We start from the raw sequence: 15,614 nt of genomic DNA on the forward strand, positions 1-15,614 counted from the left end.
GATCAGCGGGAGAAGAAGAAGCGGGTCAGCTGAACGATCGACTCGGGGTCGTGGTGCTCGCGCCCCAGCGACCCGACGATGATCGCGCCGAGGATCGCCCGCCCGAGCTGCTCGACGGGGGCGTCCTCGGCGAGCTGTCCGTCGCGGATGCCACCGCGGATGCGTTCGGTGAGGTATTTCTCCACGCCCAGGCTGTCGCCGAGGTGAGCGCCGACTCCGGCATCCTCGGTCGCAGCGGCGACGAGCGATCGCAGCAGGGCGCCGCCCTCGGGCGCCTCGAGGATCGAGAGCACACTGCGCAGCCAGGTCTCGACATCGGCGGCGAGGTCTCCGGTGTCGGGCACGACGAAGTCGACGGGGATCAGACGCCCCTCGGCGAGGCACTCGCCGATCAGCGCACCCCGTGAGGGCCACCACCGGTAGATGGTCTGCTTGCCGACGCCCGCCTCTTTCGCGATTCCCTCGATCGTGAGACGGTCGTAGCCCTGGTTGTGGAACAGCCGCGCGGTCGCGTCGAGGATCGCCTCACGGGCAGCCGTGCTGCGCACAGGCCCGCTTCGATGCTCGTTCACCACCCGTTCAGGATAACCACAGAACACTAGACGAGACGCCCCGTATGATCTATTCGTCTAAGGAGATCGTTTTGGCATCACTGCTCTACCGTCTGGGTTCTTTCGCTGCGCGCAAGGCGTGGACGGTGATCGTCTCGTGGGTCATCATCCTCGGCCTGGGCGTCGGCGCGTTCCTCACGCTCGGCGGCACCCTGAGCAACAGCTTCGACATTCCCGGCACCGCCTCTGGCGCCGTGACCGACCAGCTCGCCGAGAAGCTCCCGGACACCGCCGGCGGCACCGGGACCGTGGTCTATCAGACGACCGACGGCTCGGCCTTCACCGAGCAGCAGAAGCAGGAGATCTCCGACCTCGCGAAGAGCGCCGAAGACCTCGACGGGGTCGCATCGGTTGTCGACCCGTTCGACGCTCAGCAGCAGCAGGCCGTGCAGGCGCAGGATCTCGCCGACGGCAAGGACCAGATCGAAGGGGGCCGCGCCCAGCTGGATGCCGGTCAGGCCCAGCTCGACGACGGACGCACCCAGCTCGATGCGGGTCTCGAACAGCTCACCACCGCTCGGTCACAGGCAGAGGCGGGTGGCGCTCCCTCAGCCCAGCTCGCCGAGCTCGACGCGCAGATCGCCGCACTCAACGCCCAGCTCGCCGAACTCGATGCCCAGCAGAAGACGATCGACGAGTCGCGCGCCGACCTCGACGCCAACTCCGAGAAGGTCGACCTCGGATCCACGCTCCTCGATCTCACGAACGGCATCGGCGTCGTGTCCGACGACGGCTCGACCGCGATCGTCAACGTCTCGTTCGAAGATCCCCGCCTCGAGCTCTCCGAAGAGGTCAAGGAAGGCACGATCGAGCACTTCGAGTCGTCCCCGATCGATGGCGTCGAGGTCGACTTCGGCACCGACATCGCGCAGGGCGTGCCCGAGATCTTCGGCGTCGGTGAGGCGATCGGCCTCGCGTTCGCCGCGATCGTGCTGATCGTGATGCTCGGCTCGCTCATCGGCGCCGCGCTGCCGATCGTGACGGCCGTCGTCGGGGTGGGCGTCGGTGTGACGGCATCCCTCGCCTTCTCGGGTGTCGTCGACATGGCATCCGTCACCCCGGTGCTCGGTGTGATGCTCGGCCTCGCCGTCGGCATCGACTACTCGCTGTTCATCGTCAACCGACACCGCAAGCAGCTGCTCAACGGCGTTCCGGTTCGGGAATCCATCGGGCTCGCGACCGGCACATCGGGCACGGCGGTCGTGTTCGCCGGCACGACGGTCATCGTCGCGCTGCTCGCCCTCAATGTGACGGGCGTGCCGTTCCTCGGACTCATGGGCACCGTCGGCGCGGTCTGCGTCGCCGTCGCCGTGCTGGTCGCGATCACCCTCGCTCCCGCAATCCTCGGACTCGTCGGGACCCGCCTGCTCAGCGGCAAGGCCCGCGCCACGATCGGTCAGCCGCACGCCGCCGGCAAACCGGTCACGCGCATGTCGACGCTGCGCGCGATCGTCACCGTGCTCGTCAGCGTGATCGCCCTGCTGATCGTCGCTATCCCCTCGATGTCGATGCGCCTCGGCCTGCCCGACGGCGCGAGCGAACCCTCGGACTCGACCAGCTACCGCGCGTTCCACATCGTCGACGAGCAGTTCGGCGAAGGCGCGAACGGGCCGCTGCTGGTCACGGCCACCCTCGACGATGCGGTCAGCGACGACGACCTCCTCGCCACCCAGGTCGAGGTCGCCCAGAAGATCGCCGATCAGGACGATGTCGTCGCGGTCGCCCCGATCGCGACGTCCGACGACAACACGCTGCTGGCCTTCCAGGTGCTCCCGGCCGAAGGCCCGAACAGCGCGTCGACCGAGAAGCTCGTGCAGGACATCCGCGCGCTGCCGCAGCTCGACGGGGGCGTCACGCTAGGCGTCGCCGGGCAGGCTGCGACGAACATCGACATCTCCGAGGCACTCGCGGGCGTCCTGCCCCTCTACCTCGTGGTCGTGGTCGGACTCTCACTGCTCATCATGATCGTCGTATTCCGCTCGCTGCTCGTGCCGATCATCGCCACCGGCGGGTTCGTGCTCTCACTGTTCGCGACCTACGGCCTGATCGTGGCCGTGTTCCAGTGGGGCTGGGGTGCAGACCTCATCGGCCTGGACAGCCCGGGGCCGATCCTGAGCTTCCTGCCGGTGATCCTCGTCGGCATCCTGTTCGGACTCGCGATGGACTACCAGCTCTTCCTCGCCTCAGGAATGCGCGAGGCGTACGTGCACGGAGCGTCAGCTCGCGATGCCGTCGCGCAGGGATTCCGCGCCGGGCGCTCTGTCGTCATCGCGGCAGCCCTCATCATGGTCTCGGTGTTCGGCGGGTTCATCTTCTCGGAGTCGACGATCATCCGCTCGATCGGCTTCGGCCTCGCCTTCGGTGTGCTGCTCGACGCCTTCGTCGTGCGCATGCTGCTCATGCCGGCGCTCATGCACCTGCTCGGTCGCTCGGCCTGGTGGCTGCCGCGGTGGCTCGACCGCATCCTCCCCAACGTCGACATGGAAGGTGCCGCGCTCGAGCGCGACCACCCCGGCGTGCGGACCGATACGGTTCAGGTCGTGCCGAGCACGGAGACGCCCGACGCGCGCTGACCGTCGCTCCAGTCGGGCGAGGTCGACACCACGGGGAGTTCGCTCCGAAGCGAGAGATCGCGCATCGAAGGAGTCCATCCGAGGATCGGTCCTCGATGCGTGATCTCTCCTTCGCGGCGTGCAGCGCGCAGCGTGCGGCGTGCACGAACACGAGCCGTCGACGCTCGCCCCCCGACTCGCGAGGTCCTCTTCCGTGCTCGGGCTCGCGTGGGTAGCCTCGGCGAGCAAGGAGGCACCATGACGATCCATCCCGTCGACGCCGCCCACGATGCCGATATCGAGGGCTACCTGATCGGCTCCCCCGTGAGCATCATGCGCGAGTACATCGTGAGACCAGGCGCAGGGCCACGGCTGCACCGGCATCCGTACGTCGAGACCTTCGTGATCCACCGCGGCCGCGCGCTGTTCACCGTCGGTGACGAGCAGGTGGTCGGGGCCGGAGGGCAGGTGCTGGTCGTTCCGGCGCTCGTCGACCACCGCTTCGAAGTGCTCGACGGCGGCACCTATGAGGCCACCCACATCCATGCCAGCGACCGTTTCATCACGGAGTGGCTCGAGTAGCCGCTCGCGCTCGCTGACCTTCCGGTTCTCTGGTCGAATCCCGGTTGGCGGCGTGGCTGACGGCGATTCGTCCGCCACCCGGGGATCCACCAGCCGAGTGAACCAGCGGGAGTCCGCACGGATGCATGCCCAGATGACAGATGCAGGCCGGATCTGGGGTTCTCGACCTGCATCCGTCATCCGAGCATGCAGATGCGCGGATAACGGACACCGGGGCGCGGCTCAGGCGACCATCCCGCGCCAGATCACGTCGACCGCGGCGCGCAGCCGTGCCGCCACCGCGGGGTCGTCCATCCGATCGCCGCGCACCACGATCTGGTAGTACGCGGTGCCGGCGATCGCGTCGAAGCACGCCTCGACATCGAGATCGGCCCGCAGCTCTCCGCGCGCGATCCCGGCGCGCAGAGCGTTCACCAGCGGCACTCGCCTCCGCGACACATGCGACTGCCAGTACGCCTTCTGCAGGGCACGGTCCGACATGACGAGACGGATGCGCTGCCGGAAACGCTCCTCCGAATACCCCGAGACGGCGAGAGCGACGCTGCTGCCGCCGAGTCCGAACCCGTCGACCAACGCCTCGCGCAGATCGACGCCATCCGGATACTCGGGCGGGATCGTGCGCCCGACGTCGAGTGCTGCCGCGATCAGCGTCGTGAGCGACGGCCACCGTCGATACAGCGCGGCGCGACTCACGCCGCTCCGCGCGACGACGCGGCTCACGGTCACCTCCTCACCGGCATCGATGATCCCGAGAGTCGCGGCGACGATCTGTCCGTCCATGTCCTCATCACGCGGTCGACCGGGACGGCGGCGGACAGCAGCCCCGGCATCCATCGCGCCCGCAGCTTTCCCGCCCACAGCCCTCGCGCCCGCAGTTCCGGTCGCACTTCGTGCCGTGCGCATCGGGTCGGACGCGGCACCAACTGCGACCGGAACACCGACACCCGCCTCCACAGCGGCACCAACTGCAACCGGAACACCGGCGCCGGGATCCGCAGCGGCCACAACTGCGACCGGAACAGTGTCGGCAGCACCAGAGACGGCATCCACCTCCACAGCCGTCACGCCCCGAGCGCCCGCTCGCGGAGCCGTGCGACGGTCGCATCCGACAGTCCGGCATCGCGGAGCGGCGCGAGAGCATCGCCGTGCTGTTCGCGGAGCGTGTCGAGCAGCGTGCGCATCGACACTTCCATCGACCCCTCGAGCAGGGACGAGGTCGAGGCGACGGCATCCGCGTCGAATCCGAGCGCCTTCCACATCGCCCCCATCACGGGGGCTGTGCGCTGCATGATCGCGACCATGTTGCCGCCGGTGAGGGCGTAGTCGGCGACGATGTCGTCATCCGTCGCCCCGAGCGCGAGCAGCAGCATGGCCGCCACCACACCGGTGCGATCCCGTCCGGCGGCGCAGTGGAAGGCCGCGGTCCCCGGGGTGTGCGCGATCACGTTCAACGCCGTGACCAGCTGGGGTGCGGCGACCTCGACCATCCGCAGGTACATCTGGCCCATCGCGTCGTGGCTGAGCTCGGTGGCCCCTTCGCCCATCGAGCGCCCGACATCGGCGATCAGCGGCAGGTGGTGGTACGCGACGGGGTAGTCGGCGAGCGGGCCCCGGCCGGTCACCGAGACCTCCATCGGAGAGCGCAGATCGATGATGGCGGTGAGCCCTGCCGCGACGAGCTGAGACGCGATCTCGGTCGTGACGTAGGCGAGGTCGTCGGTGCGGATCGCGAGACCTTCGCGCAGCACTCCCCCATCGATCGGGATTCCGCCGAGGTCGCGCAGGTTGACGGGGGCGCTGAGCACCAGGTCGATGTCGGCGATGGTCATGTGATTCTCCTTCTGATGAGGGCACTGCCCTGGTCGATCGCCGTGACGAGCACGATGATGCAGATGATGATGGCGCTGAGGTGGCCGTAGTCGTACATGCGCATCGCGGTGGTCAACTCGAGACCGATGCCGCCTGCGCCGACGAGGCCGAGGATGGTCGCGCCGCGCACATTGCCCTCGAACAGCAGCAGCGTGTACGAGGTCAGCAGCGGTGCGGCCTGCGGCAGGATGCCGTACTGGATGACCTGCCTCTTCGACGCGCCGACGGCCTCCATCGCGACGACGGGCCCGCGGTCGACCTGTTCCATGGCCTCGGCGAAGATCTTGCCGATCGACCCGATGGATCCGAGGGTCATGGCCAGGATGCCGGCGAACGGACCGAGTCCGACGGCCGAGACGAACATGAGCGCGAAGACGAGGTCTGGCACCGAGCGGATGATGTTCATCACCCATCTCGTCGGGTAGTAGACCCACTTCGGCGCGATGTTCGACGAGGCCCCGAAGGCGGCGAGCAGCGACAGCACCGCCCCGAGCACGGTGCCGACGACCGCCATCTGGAACGTCTCGAGCAGCAGCGCGAGGATCGTGCCGATCTTCGAGAAGTCCGGCGGGAAGAGACGCGACAGGAACTCGCCCATGTTGACCGCTCCGTCGCCCAGCTTGATGAAGTTGAACTCGGCGCCGTTGAACGACCAGATCAGCAGCAGCGCGGCGATCGGAAGTCCGATCAGGAACCGCGCACGCGGCACCCGGAAGGCACGCTCGAGGCGAGAGCGCTCGGCCGCGTCGAGCGCGGGGCGCGTCGACGGGCGGGTGGTCTTCCCCTCGGTCGAGCCCGTCGGACCGGACGTACCGCCCGCGGCGCCGCCTACCGAATCACCCGTCGGACCACCTGTGGAGCGGGGATCAGTGGTGAGCGTCATCGTCGTGCTCCTCGTCGTCGTAGAGCGGCGCGAGGGCCGCGGCATCCAGCTGCGATGTGGCGCCGGCAACCAGCATCCGTCCGTGCCGCAGGCCGATGATGCGGTCGCTGTGCGCGAGCGCCAGCGGCAGCACATGCAGGCTGACGAGCACGGGGATGCCGTCTTCGGTGGCGATCTCGCGCAGCAGTTCGAGTACCGAGTCCGCGAGTTTCGGATCGAGCGAGGCGACCGGCTCATCGGCCAGGATCACCCTGGGCTGCTGCATGAGTGCACGGGCGATCGCGACGCGCTGCTGCTGTCCGCCCGAGAGCGAGCGGGCGGGGGCGTTCGCCTTGTGGGCGATGCCGACCCGGTCGAGCAGCTCGAGCGCGCGGCGACGATGCGCACCCGAGAAGCCGCCGATCATGTTGATGGCTCCTGCGCCGTGCAGAGCGCCCGTGAGCACGTTGGTCAGCACGCTGAGCCGCGGGATCAGGTTGAACTGCTGGAACACCTGTCCGACATCCGACCGCAGGGTGCGAAGCTCGCCGCGCCCGAGGTTGGTGACGTCGTGCCCCGCGACCCGCACGGAGCCCGCCGAGATCGGGGCGAAGCCGGTGAGACTGCGCATCAGCGTCGACTTGCCAGACCCCGAGGCACCCAGCAGGGCGACCATCTCGCCCGGGAACAGGTCGAGATCGACACCGTCGAGCACGGTGGTCGCGTCGTATGCGACGCTGAGGTCGCGCACGGTCACGAGCGGCAAGGACTGACGGAGTTCGGCAGTGGGGGTGCGGGTGGCGTCCGTGCTCGGAAAACTCAGACCAGCGGATGCCGGCTCGGCATGTCGAGACGCGGCGCGCCGTGCGGGGGCCGCTCCGTCTGGGTTCTCCCGTGAGCCGAGGGCGGAGAGTGCGGGACTCGTCACTTGAGGTCCTTGAGCTCGACGCCCGCGACCGCGGCGATCTCGGCGAAGGAGGCGAACGACGATCCGTCGGGGTCGACGGTCTGCTCGGCGGCGGCGAAGGCACCGTAGGCTCCGAGGCGCTCGGCGTTCTCGGGCGAGAAGACCTCGGCGATGCCCTCCTGGATGACCTTGCGGGTGTCGGCGTCGAGCGACTGGCGTCCGAGCACGGCGCCCTGGATGTCCATGGCCGGGCTCTCGCCGACTGCACGCCACTCGCCATCGGCGAACGGGAACATCGGGGCGCCGAGCTCGGTCAGCATGACGGCGGTGCAGGCGGCATCCACCTGTCCCTGCTGGAGTGCGGCGAAGCTGCCCTCGTGCCCGCCGGCGAAGATCGCCTCATAGTCGGTGCCCTGTTCGAGACCCGCCTCGTGCATCATGTACACCGGCATGAAGTAGCCCGAGCTCGATGCCTGGTCGGCGAACGCGACGGTCTTGCCCTCGAGGTCCTCGACGGTCTCGATAGGCGAGTCGTTCAGCACGACACAGGTGGAGACCGGCTTGCCGTCGCCCTGGAACGCGACCAGCGCGTCGACCTCGCCCGTGTTGACGGCGAGGGCCGAGGGGAAGCCGCTCATGATGCCGATGTCGACGTGGTCGGCGCGGATCGCCTCGACGACGCTCAGGTAGTCGGGCACATCGGTGATCTCGACGTCGCGACCGGTGGCCGCCTCGAGGAGCTCGGCGAAGACCTCGATCGGGTTCTCGGCGGTGGGGTCTTCGCCGACGGGGATCGTCGCGATCGTGATCGGAGCGTTCGGGTCGGCGGGGGCCGCTTCGGCAGACGGGCTCTGGCAGCCGGTCAGAGCGAGTGCGGCGATGCCGAGGAGGCCGACGGCGGGCAGGGTGAGGCGGCGCATGATGACCTTTCGGGAGGAGACGTTCCCGAATTCCGAGAACAGGAGTATTCCAACTCGCGAAGGTGACAGGCAATTACGAGACCGGCGTACTCGAAACGGAACGCTGGATGAACGACTGGTGACGGCGTGCGGCGCGGATGTCGGAGCCGCGGCCTAGAGTGTGCGGATGACGTCTGATGCTCGCTCTCGCCTCGCGCTGCTGCGCATCGAGGCGGCGTCTCGGGTCGCGTCGACGGCGGCGACCCTCGCCGAGCTCATGCACGACCGCGAGGGCTCGAACGACGACGACGAGCACGATCCCGAGGGCGTCACACTTTCATCGGAGTGGTCGCGGCTGACGGGTCTCGCCGAAGCGGCAGCATCCGAACTCCAGCAGGTCGACGACGCGATCTCACGCCTGGATGCCGGCACCTACGGCGTCTGCGCGAACTGCGGCCGACCGATTCCGGCAGGGCGCCTCGAGGTGCGCCCGTTCGCCACGCACTGCGTCGCGTGTGCCGAGAAGCTCGGCCTCTGACGATCTGTCGGGCCGATCGCCGGGCGCGGACCCCACCTCACGTCACCAGAGGAAGGTGACGCCGACCACCAGCAGGGCGCCGATCACGGCGACCGACCACCAGAGCCAGGCGCGGCGGCGAGGCTGGAACGGCAGCGGCGACCGCGAGGCGCGAAGGACGAGCACGCCGATCGCCGCGAGCGCGGGGGCGAGGGCGATGCCCCACAGCCATCCGCCGACCGCGAACCAGGGTCCGCTGTGCCAGAGCAGCAGCAGTCCGAAGGCCACCCAGATCAGATCGCTGATCGACGGGAGCAGCGCCTTCGCCCGGAACGAGCGGATCAGCGCGATCAGGCCGAACAGCAGCGCGAGTCCGAAGACGCCCCACGCGACGGTCTGAGTCGGGGCGTCGACCTCGGGGATCGGGGCGCCGGACGCGTACGACATCGCGATGTAGTCGGCAGGGGCCACGGAGTTCGACAGCGCGATGAAGGCCGTTCCGGCATCCCGGTCGAGTGTCAGCATCGTGCGGAATCCCGCGGTGCCGCCGTTGTGCCACGTCTGGAAGCCGTCGCCCGAGAAGGATGCCGAGGTGATCCAGCCCCAGCCGATCTCGGCGCCTTCGCCCATCGGCGCGGTCGGTTCGAGCGCCGCAGTACCGGGCCCGGTGCCGTCGAGGTTGGCCTGGGCCCAGAGCGCGAGGTCGGTCATGGTCGTGAAGGTCGACGACCCCGCGGGCAGATATCCCTCGCCCCACCACCGCGGCGCTGGAACGCCGTTGATCAGGAAGCCGGGCACGGCGTCGGCCGGAACCTCGTCGGCGGATGCCGCGACGACCGTGTCATGCATGCCGAGCGGACCCGTGATGCGCTCCTCGAGCAGGGTGGCGTAGTCGTCGGCATCCGCCGCCTCGACGAGCGCGGTACCCAGCAGCGAGACGGCGAAGTTCGAATAGAGCGCCCCCTGGTCGGGGTCGACCGGAGCCACGGCCGCATCGGCTATCAGCTGCTCGGTCGTGGTGGTCGCGTAGGCGTTCTCATTGAGCAGCACGCCGGCGACCGCCGCTTCGGCCGCCGTGGCTCCGAGGCCGGGCAGACCCGACGAGTGCTGCGACAGCGACGTGAGGGTCACGTCACCGGCCGGCGTGCCCTCGAGCTCGGTCAGATGCTGGGCGAGGGTGTCGTCGGGGCTGACCTCGCCGCGCTCGATCGCCTCGGCGAACAGCGACCCCGTGAAGGTCTTGGTGATGGATCCGAGCTCGAACACCGTGTCGGCGGTCGGCGCTCCGGGGTTTCGTGGGTCGGCGTCGCCGAGACCCGCGAAGGTCGCGCCATCCGGACCGATCTCGGCGACCGAGAGAGCGCGGAAGCTGTCGAGGCTGCCGGGGAGAGAGCGGATGCGGTCGGCGAGACCCGGATCCCCCGCCGTGGATGCGCTCACGGTCTGGTGCTGAGGACCGATCGCCGCACCGGCCGCGACACCCACGATGGTGGCGACGCCGATCACGCCGAGGATGGCGCGGGTCGGGCGGCGGCGCGACGCCTCCGGTGTGCTCGCGGAGACCTCGGGGTCGATGGATGTCGGGGACGTCGAGGGGGTTGTCACAGTGGGGCTCCTCAGCTCGAAGCGATCATGGTCAGGACGAGAAGGGGCACGACGCGCGCCGCGGGCACCTCGTAGTGACCACGGCGGGGCGAGACGAGCCACCCGGCAGAGACGAGCTGACGCAGGTGGTGATACAGCTGGCCGGACGATGCGAGATGCTCGAGCTGCAGCAGCTCAGCCGTGGTGTGCGCGCCGCGCATCACCTGACGGACGAGTTCGATGCGAGCGGGGTGACCGAGCGCTTCGAGAGGCCGGGCGAGATCGCTCCAGTCCTCCGACAGCAGGCCGTCAGCCATGAGGCCGTACTGCCAGCGCACGGGTCCTGCGGCCGTATCGACCGCTCCCGCCATCATCACGGCGCCCGGCGCGCGACGGCCGAGCTCGTTTACGAACCAGAGCGGGTCGTCAGAGCCAGCAGGTGCCGCGTCAGCATCCGGAGCATCCGCGTTCGCGTGCTCGATGTCGCGCTCTGCAGCCCCTTCGTCGGCCGCACCCGCGGAGGGGGCGGCGGCCGGTTCTGCCAGGGCAGAAAGCCGCGCGACTTCGTTCTCCAGGTCAGTTAGTCGGCGCTCGATCGCACTCGCGGTATCCGGTTCCATGATTCGAACCTATCAAAAGTTCGTAATTACGGAAAACCGATACGTGGCGAAGGTCAGGCGAGAACGGTCGGCCAGGAGGCGGCGCGGATGCCGTTCCAGAGTCGAGAGAGCCGGGCCGCCATATCGATCGAGGGGTCGAGCAGCCACTGCACCTGCAGCCCGTCCGCCGCGGCGATGACCAGGTCGGCGACATACGCGACGTCGACATCCGGCCCCATCAGCTCGGCCGCCTGCTCCTGCTCGACGGCCTCGACCATCAGGGTGCGCACCCAGGCGAAACGCTGCTCGAAGAACGCTCGAGCGGGGTGCCCCTCGAGAGTCGCCTCAGCCGAGTACTCGACGTACAGACGCACGAGGCCGGGCACGGTGGCGTTGTGCGCGATGACATCGAGGAAGCCCTGGAACCCGTGCTGGGGCGAGTAGAACCGCTCGTGGTCGCGCTCGTCTCGCGCCCGGAGGACTTCGAGAAAGAGCTCTTCGCGGGTGCTGAAGTAGTGCATCAGGCCGGGTTGCGTGAGCCCGACGCGTGCGGCGATCTCGCGGTTCGACGCTTTGCGGGTGCCCAGCTCGGCGACGACGTCGAGCGCGACGGCGAGGATCTCGGCACGCTTCGCCGCGCCCTTCGCATACTGCCCCCGTCGTGCCATCACGTCATTCTAAGAGAATCCGATGAACGGCCGAGCGGGACTACGGGGGTCGGATGCGCCCCCTGGCATCCGATCCCCATTCGCCCTCGCCGCTACTTCACGCTCTTGATCGGGAAGATCACCGCGGCGCCTATCAGTGCCGCCACCGCGCAGACCGTGAACCAGACCGTGTAGTCGGCACCGCTGGCACCGCCGGTCGCCGCCAGCACGAACCCTCCGATCAGCGGAGCGACCGTCTGCGGCAGTGCGTTCGCGATGTTGAAGACGCCCAGATCCTTGCCCGAGTCATCCGGGTTCGGCAGCACGTCGACGACCAGCGCGAGATCCACGCCGACGTAGATGCCGTACGCCGCGCCGAGCAGCAGTTCGAGGACGTAGTACGACGGGACGTCCTGGATGAAGATCAGCGCGAACGTGCCGGCGGCGAAGAGCGCGGTCGACGTCCACACGAAGACCTTGCGCTTGCCGATCCTGTCGGAGATCTTTCCCGCGATCCACGCCGTGACGACGAGCGCTGCGGTGTAGACGAGCGTCGTGTTGGCGATCAGCAGCCCGATCTCCTCCTCGGGCACGCCGAGGTGGAAGCCCATGTAGGCGAAGCGGAAGGTCGTGAACCCGAAGCTCGCGAACGTGATGAGGAACCGCGACCACCACGCGAGGGCGAAGTCCGGGTGCTTGACCGGGCTGACCCAGATCGTCTGGATGATCTCGCGGATGCTGATCCGCGGCGGCTTGACCGGAAGCACGCGGTCGGGCAGCACGATCGCGAAGACGACCATGGCGATGATCGCGAGGATCGCGGGGATCACGAACACGATGAAGAGGCTGAACGAGAACCAGCCTGCGACGTAGACACCGCCGACGATGCCGAGGTTCTGGGCGATGCCGAGACCCGCGGTGATCGATCCGCGTTGGAACTTGGGCACCTGGTCGGCGATCGTCGCGACGAACGGCGCGAGGGTCATGTTGGCCCCCAGCTGGGCGATCGCCCAGCCGATCGTGGCGACGAGCAGGCTCGGGCCGAGCGCCATGAAGACGAAGCCGATCGCCATGATGACGGTACCCAGCACGATCCAGATGCGTCGGCGTCCCCATCGGCTCGTCGTGCGGTCGGAGACCCGGCCGAAGACGACGTTCGCGACGGTGGCGAAGAACGCTCCCACTCCACCGAGGATCGCGGATGCCGTGTTGAAGCCCGCGGCACCCTCAGCGATCGCGCCCGCGTTCTGCAGATCTGTGATCTTCAGACCGATGCCGACGACCGCCGGGCCCAGCAGGGCGACGAAGAAGATGAACTGGGCGATGATCAGCCAGGCGACATAGCCCTTCTTGGCCGGCTCGGTCGGCTCGGTGAACCAGTGATGCTCCCGTGCGACCGCCGTCGCCGTCGTCATTCCCGACGGCGTACCCGCTGCGGAACCGCTCATGCCTGCCTCCTTCGGCCGATGGGAGTCGGAAGGCATCGCAACGCCGCGATATGCCGAGGTTTCGCTCCCGTGGCTGAAAACCTAGACTGTTCAGGTTTTCAGCGCAAGACCGTCTTTCCCAGATGACGACGGTGTCTTGTGGAACAAAACCTTATCGATTAAAGTTTTGGGATCGAGTGGATGCCGCACTTCCGATGCAGCCCGACCCGACTCGACGGCGAGAGGGAATCACATGTCCGAGCCCACCGGCGCACGCGCCCACGACCTCAGCCTCGAAGAGAAGGCGGCGCTCACCAGCGGGGCCGACTTCTGGACGACCAAGAGCATCGATCGCGTCGGAATCCCCTCGCTCATGCTCACCGATGGCCCCCATGGCCTGCGCAAACAGGGCGGCGATACCGACCACCTGGGCCTCGCCGGCAGCATCCCAGCGACCTGCTTCCCGCCCGCGGTCGGACTCTCGGCGAGCTTCGATCCCGACCTCGCCGAGCGCGTCGGCATCGCCCTCGGCGTCGAGTCGGCGATCGAAGACGTCGCCGTGATCCTCGGCCCCGGCATCAACATCAAGCGCTCGCCCCTGTGCGGACGCAACTTCGAGTACATGTCGGAAGACCCGATCGTCTCGGGGGCGATGGGCGCCGGGCTCGTGCGCGGCATCCAGTCGCAGGGCGTCGGCTCGTCGCTCAAGCACTTCGCCGCCAACAACCAGGAGACCGATCGGCTGCGGGTCTCGAGCGACGTCGGCCCCCGCACGCTGCGCGAGATCTACCTGCGCGGATTCCAGCGAGTCGTCGAAGACGCCCAGCCCTGGACGATCATGTGCTCGTACAACCGGATCAACGGCGTCTATGCGTCCGAAGACCCGTGGCTGCTCACGACCGTCCTCCGCGACGAATGGGGCTTCGAGGGCATCGTCGTCTCGGACTGGGGCGCGGTCAACAGCCGCATCGCCGGTGTGATCGCGGGCATGGACCTCGAGATGCCGGGCAGCAGCGGGCGGACCGACGCCGAGATCGTCGCCGCGGTGCAGGACGGCGCCCTCGACGAGGCGGCTCTCGACGCCGTGGTCGACCGCCTCATCGATCTGGCGCGCAAGGCGCAGTCGCGGCCGGCAGCCTCCGCTCCGCTCGACGTCGACGCCCACCATGGCCTGGCCCGCGAGGTCGCCGGACGCTCGATCGTGCTGCTGCGCAACGAGGGCGGCATCCTGCCCCTCCAGCCGTCGGCGAACCTCGCCGTGATCGGCGAGTTCGCGCGCACGCCGCGGTTCCAGGGCGCCGGCTCGTCGCAGATCAATCCGACCCGCGTCGACACGGCGCTCGACGAGATCCGCGCACTCAGTGATCGCGAGGTCGCGTTCGCCGCCGGGTACGCGATCGGCGCCGATGGGGATGCCGACTCCGCGACCCTCCGCGATGAGGCAGTCGCCGCCGCATCCGCCGCCGACGTCGCCGTCGTGTTCCTGGGCGTCCCCGCGCACGAGGAGTCCGAGGGCTTCGACCGCGAGCACATCGATCTGTCGGCGGCGCAGCTCGAGCTGCTGGATGCGGTGCTGAGCGCCAACCCGAACGTCGTCGTCGTGCTCTCCAACGGCGGGGTCGTGGCCCTGCCGTTCGCCGACCGGGTGCCCGCGATCGTCGAGGCCTGGCTGCTCGGCCAGGCGGGCGGCGGCGGCACCGCCGACGTGCTGTTCGGCGTCGTGAACCCGTCGGGCCGGCTCGCCGAGACCATTCCGCTGCGCCTCGAGGACACCCCCGCCTTCGGCAGCTTCCCCGGGGAGCACGGCCACTCGCTCTACGGCGAGGGCCTGCTGGTCGGCTACCGCTGGTACGACGCACGCCAGCTGCCTGTCGCGTTCCCGTTCGGCCACGGCCTGTCGTACACGACGTTCTCGTACGGCGACGCGACGGCATCCGTCGACGGCTCCGGCGACGTGGTCGTCTCGGTGCCGGTCACGAACACCGGAGCGGTCGCCGGCCGCGAGGTCGTGCAGGCGTACACGAGCCTCCCCGGATCGTCGGTGCAGCGCGCGCCGCGCGAGCTCAAGGCCTTCGCGTCGATGCTGATCGGGCCGGGTGAGACCGTCGAGGTCGAGCTGCGACTTCGCCGCTCGGAACTGGCGTACTGGGACACCCGCGTCGACCGCTGGATCGTCGAGAGCGGCGAGTACGTCATCGACCTCGGGTCGTCGAGCCGCGATCTTCACGCGCGAACGACTGTCGCGGTCAGCGGCGACGAGGTCGTGCTGCCCGTCAGTCTCGGCTCGTCCTTCGACGAACTGCTGGTCGACCCTGTGGTGGGTGCGGAGTTCGCGGCGGTCATCGACGATAAGTTCGGCTCTGAGGGCGGCGAGATGCTCAAGATGCTCGGCAACTTCCCGGTCGGTCGTCTCGACGGATTCCCGCTGCCGCGTGCCGAACTCGTCGACCTCGTGGAACGCGCGCAGCGCGGCTGAGGCAGACCGGGCGCAGCCCCGGCATCCGATGCTGTGCCCGGGCCCGCAGCCCGCGACGCCGTCGAGCCCGAGAAGTAGGCTG

The 15,614-nt window shown here is 68.7% G+C and carries 14 protein-coding genes; 4 read left to right on the forward strand and 10 right to left on the reverse strand.

Going from position 1 to position 15,614, the window contains the following annotated elements:
* Positions 1-2 precede the first annotated feature (2 nt).
* On the reverse strand, positions 3-572 hold the full coding sequence (locus ACQ4LY_RS04205) for a TetR/AcrR family transcriptional regulator (protein ID WP_431074752.1): 570 nt from the start codon (positions 570-572) through the stop codon (positions 3-5).
* 71 nt (positions 573-643) lie between these two features.
* Between ACQ4LY_RS04205 and ACQ4LY_RS04210 the strand changes: the two genes are divergently transcribed.
* Positions 644-3,184: an MMPL family transporter gene (locus tag ACQ4LY_RS04210; RefSeq protein WP_431074754.1), complete on the forward strand. Its 2,541-nt coding sequence runs from the start codon at positions 644-646 to the stop codon at positions 3,182-3,184.
* 237 nt (positions 3,185-3,421) lie between these two features.
* On the forward strand, positions 3,422-3,745 hold the full coding sequence (locus ACQ4LY_RS04215) for a cupin domain-containing protein (protein WP_431074756.1): 324 nt from the start codon (positions 3,422-3,424) through the stop codon (positions 3,743-3,745).
* Positions 3,746-3,967: 222 nt separating this feature from the next.
* On the opposite strand, the gene ACQ4LY_RS04220 is transcribed toward ACQ4LY_RS04215, so the two are convergent.
* The 5 genes from ACQ4LY_RS04220 to phnD all read right to left on the reverse strand — a co-directional run bounded on the left by ACQ4LY_RS04220 (position 3,968) and on the right by phnD (position 8,303).
* Positions 3,968-4,525, reverse strand: a complete 558-nt coding sequence (locus ACQ4LY_RS04220) for a TetR/AcrR family transcriptional regulator C-terminal ligand-binding domain-containing protein (RefSeq protein ID WP_431074758.1) — start codon at positions 4,523-4,525, stop codon at positions 3,968-3,970.
* A gap of 281 nt (positions 4,526-4,806) precedes the next feature.
* Positions 4,807-5,574, reverse strand: a complete 768-nt coding sequence (locus ACQ4LY_RS04225; protein ID WP_431074760.1) for a tyrosine-protein phosphatase — start codon at positions 5,572-5,574, stop codon at positions 4,807-4,809.
* Entirely contained in the window at positions 5,571-6,497 is a 927-nt protein-coding gene (gene phnE / locus ACQ4LY_RS04230) for a phosphonate ABC transporter, permease protein PhnE (protein ID WP_431074762.1), read from the reverse strand. Before phnE ends, ACQ4LY_RS04225 begins: the two co-directional genes overlap by 4 nt.
* On the reverse strand, positions 6,481-7,404 hold the full coding sequence (gene phnC, locus ACQ4LY_RS04235) for a phosphonate ABC transporter ATP-binding protein (protein WP_431074764.1): 924 nt from the start codon (positions 7,402-7,404) through the stop codon (positions 6,481-6,483). The genes phnE and phnC overlap by 17 nt, the downstream gene beginning before the upstream one ends.
* Positions 7,401-8,303: a phosphate/phosphite/phosphonate ABC transporter substrate-binding protein gene (gene phnD / locus ACQ4LY_RS04240; RefSeq protein WP_431074766.1), complete on the reverse strand. Its 903-nt coding sequence runs from the start codon at positions 8,301-8,303 to the stop codon at positions 7,401-7,403. The genes phnC and phnD overlap by 4 nt, the downstream gene beginning before the upstream one ends.
* 166 nt (positions 8,304-8,469) lie before the next feature.
* Between phnD and ACQ4LY_RS04245 the strand changes: the two genes are divergently transcribed.
* Positions 8,470-8,820 (forward strand): TraR/DksA family transcriptional regulator, encoded by a 351-nt coding sequence (locus tag ACQ4LY_RS04245; RefSeq protein ID WP_431074767.1) that lies wholly within the window; start codon positions 8,470-8,472, stop codon positions 8,818-8,820.
* A 42-nt stretch (positions 8,821-8,862) separates the two neighbouring features.
* On the opposite strand, the gene ACQ4LY_RS04250 is transcribed toward ACQ4LY_RS04245, so the two are convergent.
* From ACQ4LY_RS04250 to ACQ4LY_RS04265, 4 genes are all read right to left on the reverse strand, one after another.
* Positions 8,863-10,506: a serine hydrolase domain-containing protein gene (locus ACQ4LY_RS04250; RefSeq protein WP_431074768.1), complete on the reverse strand. Its 1,644-nt coding sequence runs from the start codon at positions 10,504-10,506 to the stop codon at positions 8,863-8,865.
* Complete coding sequence (locus tag ACQ4LY_RS04255) at positions 10,416-11,003, reverse strand: ArsR/SmtB family transcription factor (RefSeq protein ID WP_431074769.1); 588 nt, start codon at positions 11,001-11,003, stop codon at positions 10,416-10,418. The genes ACQ4LY_RS04250 and ACQ4LY_RS04255 overlap by 91 nt, the downstream gene beginning before the upstream one ends.
* Before the next feature lie 53 nt (positions 11,004-11,056).
* Positions 11,057-11,650 carry a TetR/AcrR family transcriptional regulator gene (locus ACQ4LY_RS04260; protein ID WP_431074770.1) on the reverse strand — a complete coding sequence of 198 codons (594 nt, stop codon included), beginning with the start codon at positions 11,648-11,650 and terminating at the stop codon, positions 11,057-11,059.
* Positions 11,651-11,742: 92 nt separating this feature from the next.
* Positions 11,743-13,077, reverse strand: a complete 1,335-nt coding sequence (locus ACQ4LY_RS04265; protein WP_431074772.1) for an MFS transporter — start codon at positions 13,075-13,077, stop codon at positions 11,743-11,745.
* 232 nt (positions 13,078-13,309) lie between these two features.
* On the opposite strand from ACQ4LY_RS04265, the gene ACQ4LY_RS04270 reads away from it, so the two are divergent.
* The gene (locus ACQ4LY_RS04270; protein ID WP_431074774.1) at positions 13,310-15,532 is read left to right on the forward strand and encodes a glycoside hydrolase family 3 C-terminal domain-containing protein; all 2,223 of its coding nucleotides are present in this window, start codon (positions 13,310-13,312) and stop codon (positions 15,530-15,532) included.
* Positions 15,533-15,614 lie beyond the last annotated feature (82 nt).

The organism is Microbacterium phyllosphaerae (genome assembly GCF_050628115.1).
Classification (GTDB): Bacteria; Actinomycetota; Actinomycetes; order Actinomycetales; family Microbacteriaceae; genus Microbacterium; species Microbacterium phyllosphaerae_A.

Excerpts from the sequence above, each read along its gene's own strand:
- ACQ4LY_RS04215 (WP_431074756.1), top strand. The coding sequence starts at position 3,422 with ATGACGATCCATCCCGTCGACGCCGCCCACGATGCCGATATCGAGGGC.
- ACQ4LY_RS04220 (WP_431074758.1), bottom strand. The coding sequence starts at position 4,525 with ATGGACGGACAGATCGTCGCCGCGACTCTCGGGATCATCGATGCCGGT.
- ACQ4LY_RS04225 (WP_431074760.1), bottom strand. The coding sequence starts at position 5,574 with ATGACCATCGCCGACATCGACCTGGTGCTCAGCGCCCCCGTCAACCTG.
- phnE (WP_431074762.1), bottom strand. The coding sequence starts at position 6,497 with ATGACGCTCACCACTGATCCCCGCTCCACAGGTGGTCCGACGGGTGAT.
- phnD (WP_431074766.1), bottom strand. The coding sequence starts at position 8,303 with ATGCGCCGCCTCACCCTGCCCGCCGTCGGCCTCCTCGGCATCGCCGCA.
- ACQ4LY_RS04245 (WP_431074767.1), top strand. The coding sequence starts at position 8,470 with ATGACGTCTGATGCTCGCTCTCGCCTCGCGCTGCTGCGCATCGAGGCG.
- ACQ4LY_RS04255 (WP_431074769.1), bottom strand. The coding sequence starts at position 11,003 with ATGGAACCGGATACCGCGAGTGCGATCGAGCGCCGACTAACTGACCTG.
- ACQ4LY_RS04260 (WP_431074770.1), bottom strand. The coding sequence starts at position 11,650 with ATGGCACGACGGGGGCAGTATGCGAAGGGCGCGGCGAAGCGTGCCGAG.
- ACQ4LY_RS04265 (WP_431074772.1), bottom strand. The coding sequence starts at position 13,077 with ATGAGCGGTTCCGCAGCGGGTACGCCGTCGGGAATGACGACGGCGACG.
- ACQ4LY_RS04270 (WP_431074774.1), top strand. The coding sequence starts at position 13,310 with ATGTCCGAGCCCACCGGCGCACGCGCCCACGACCTCAGCCTCGAAGAG.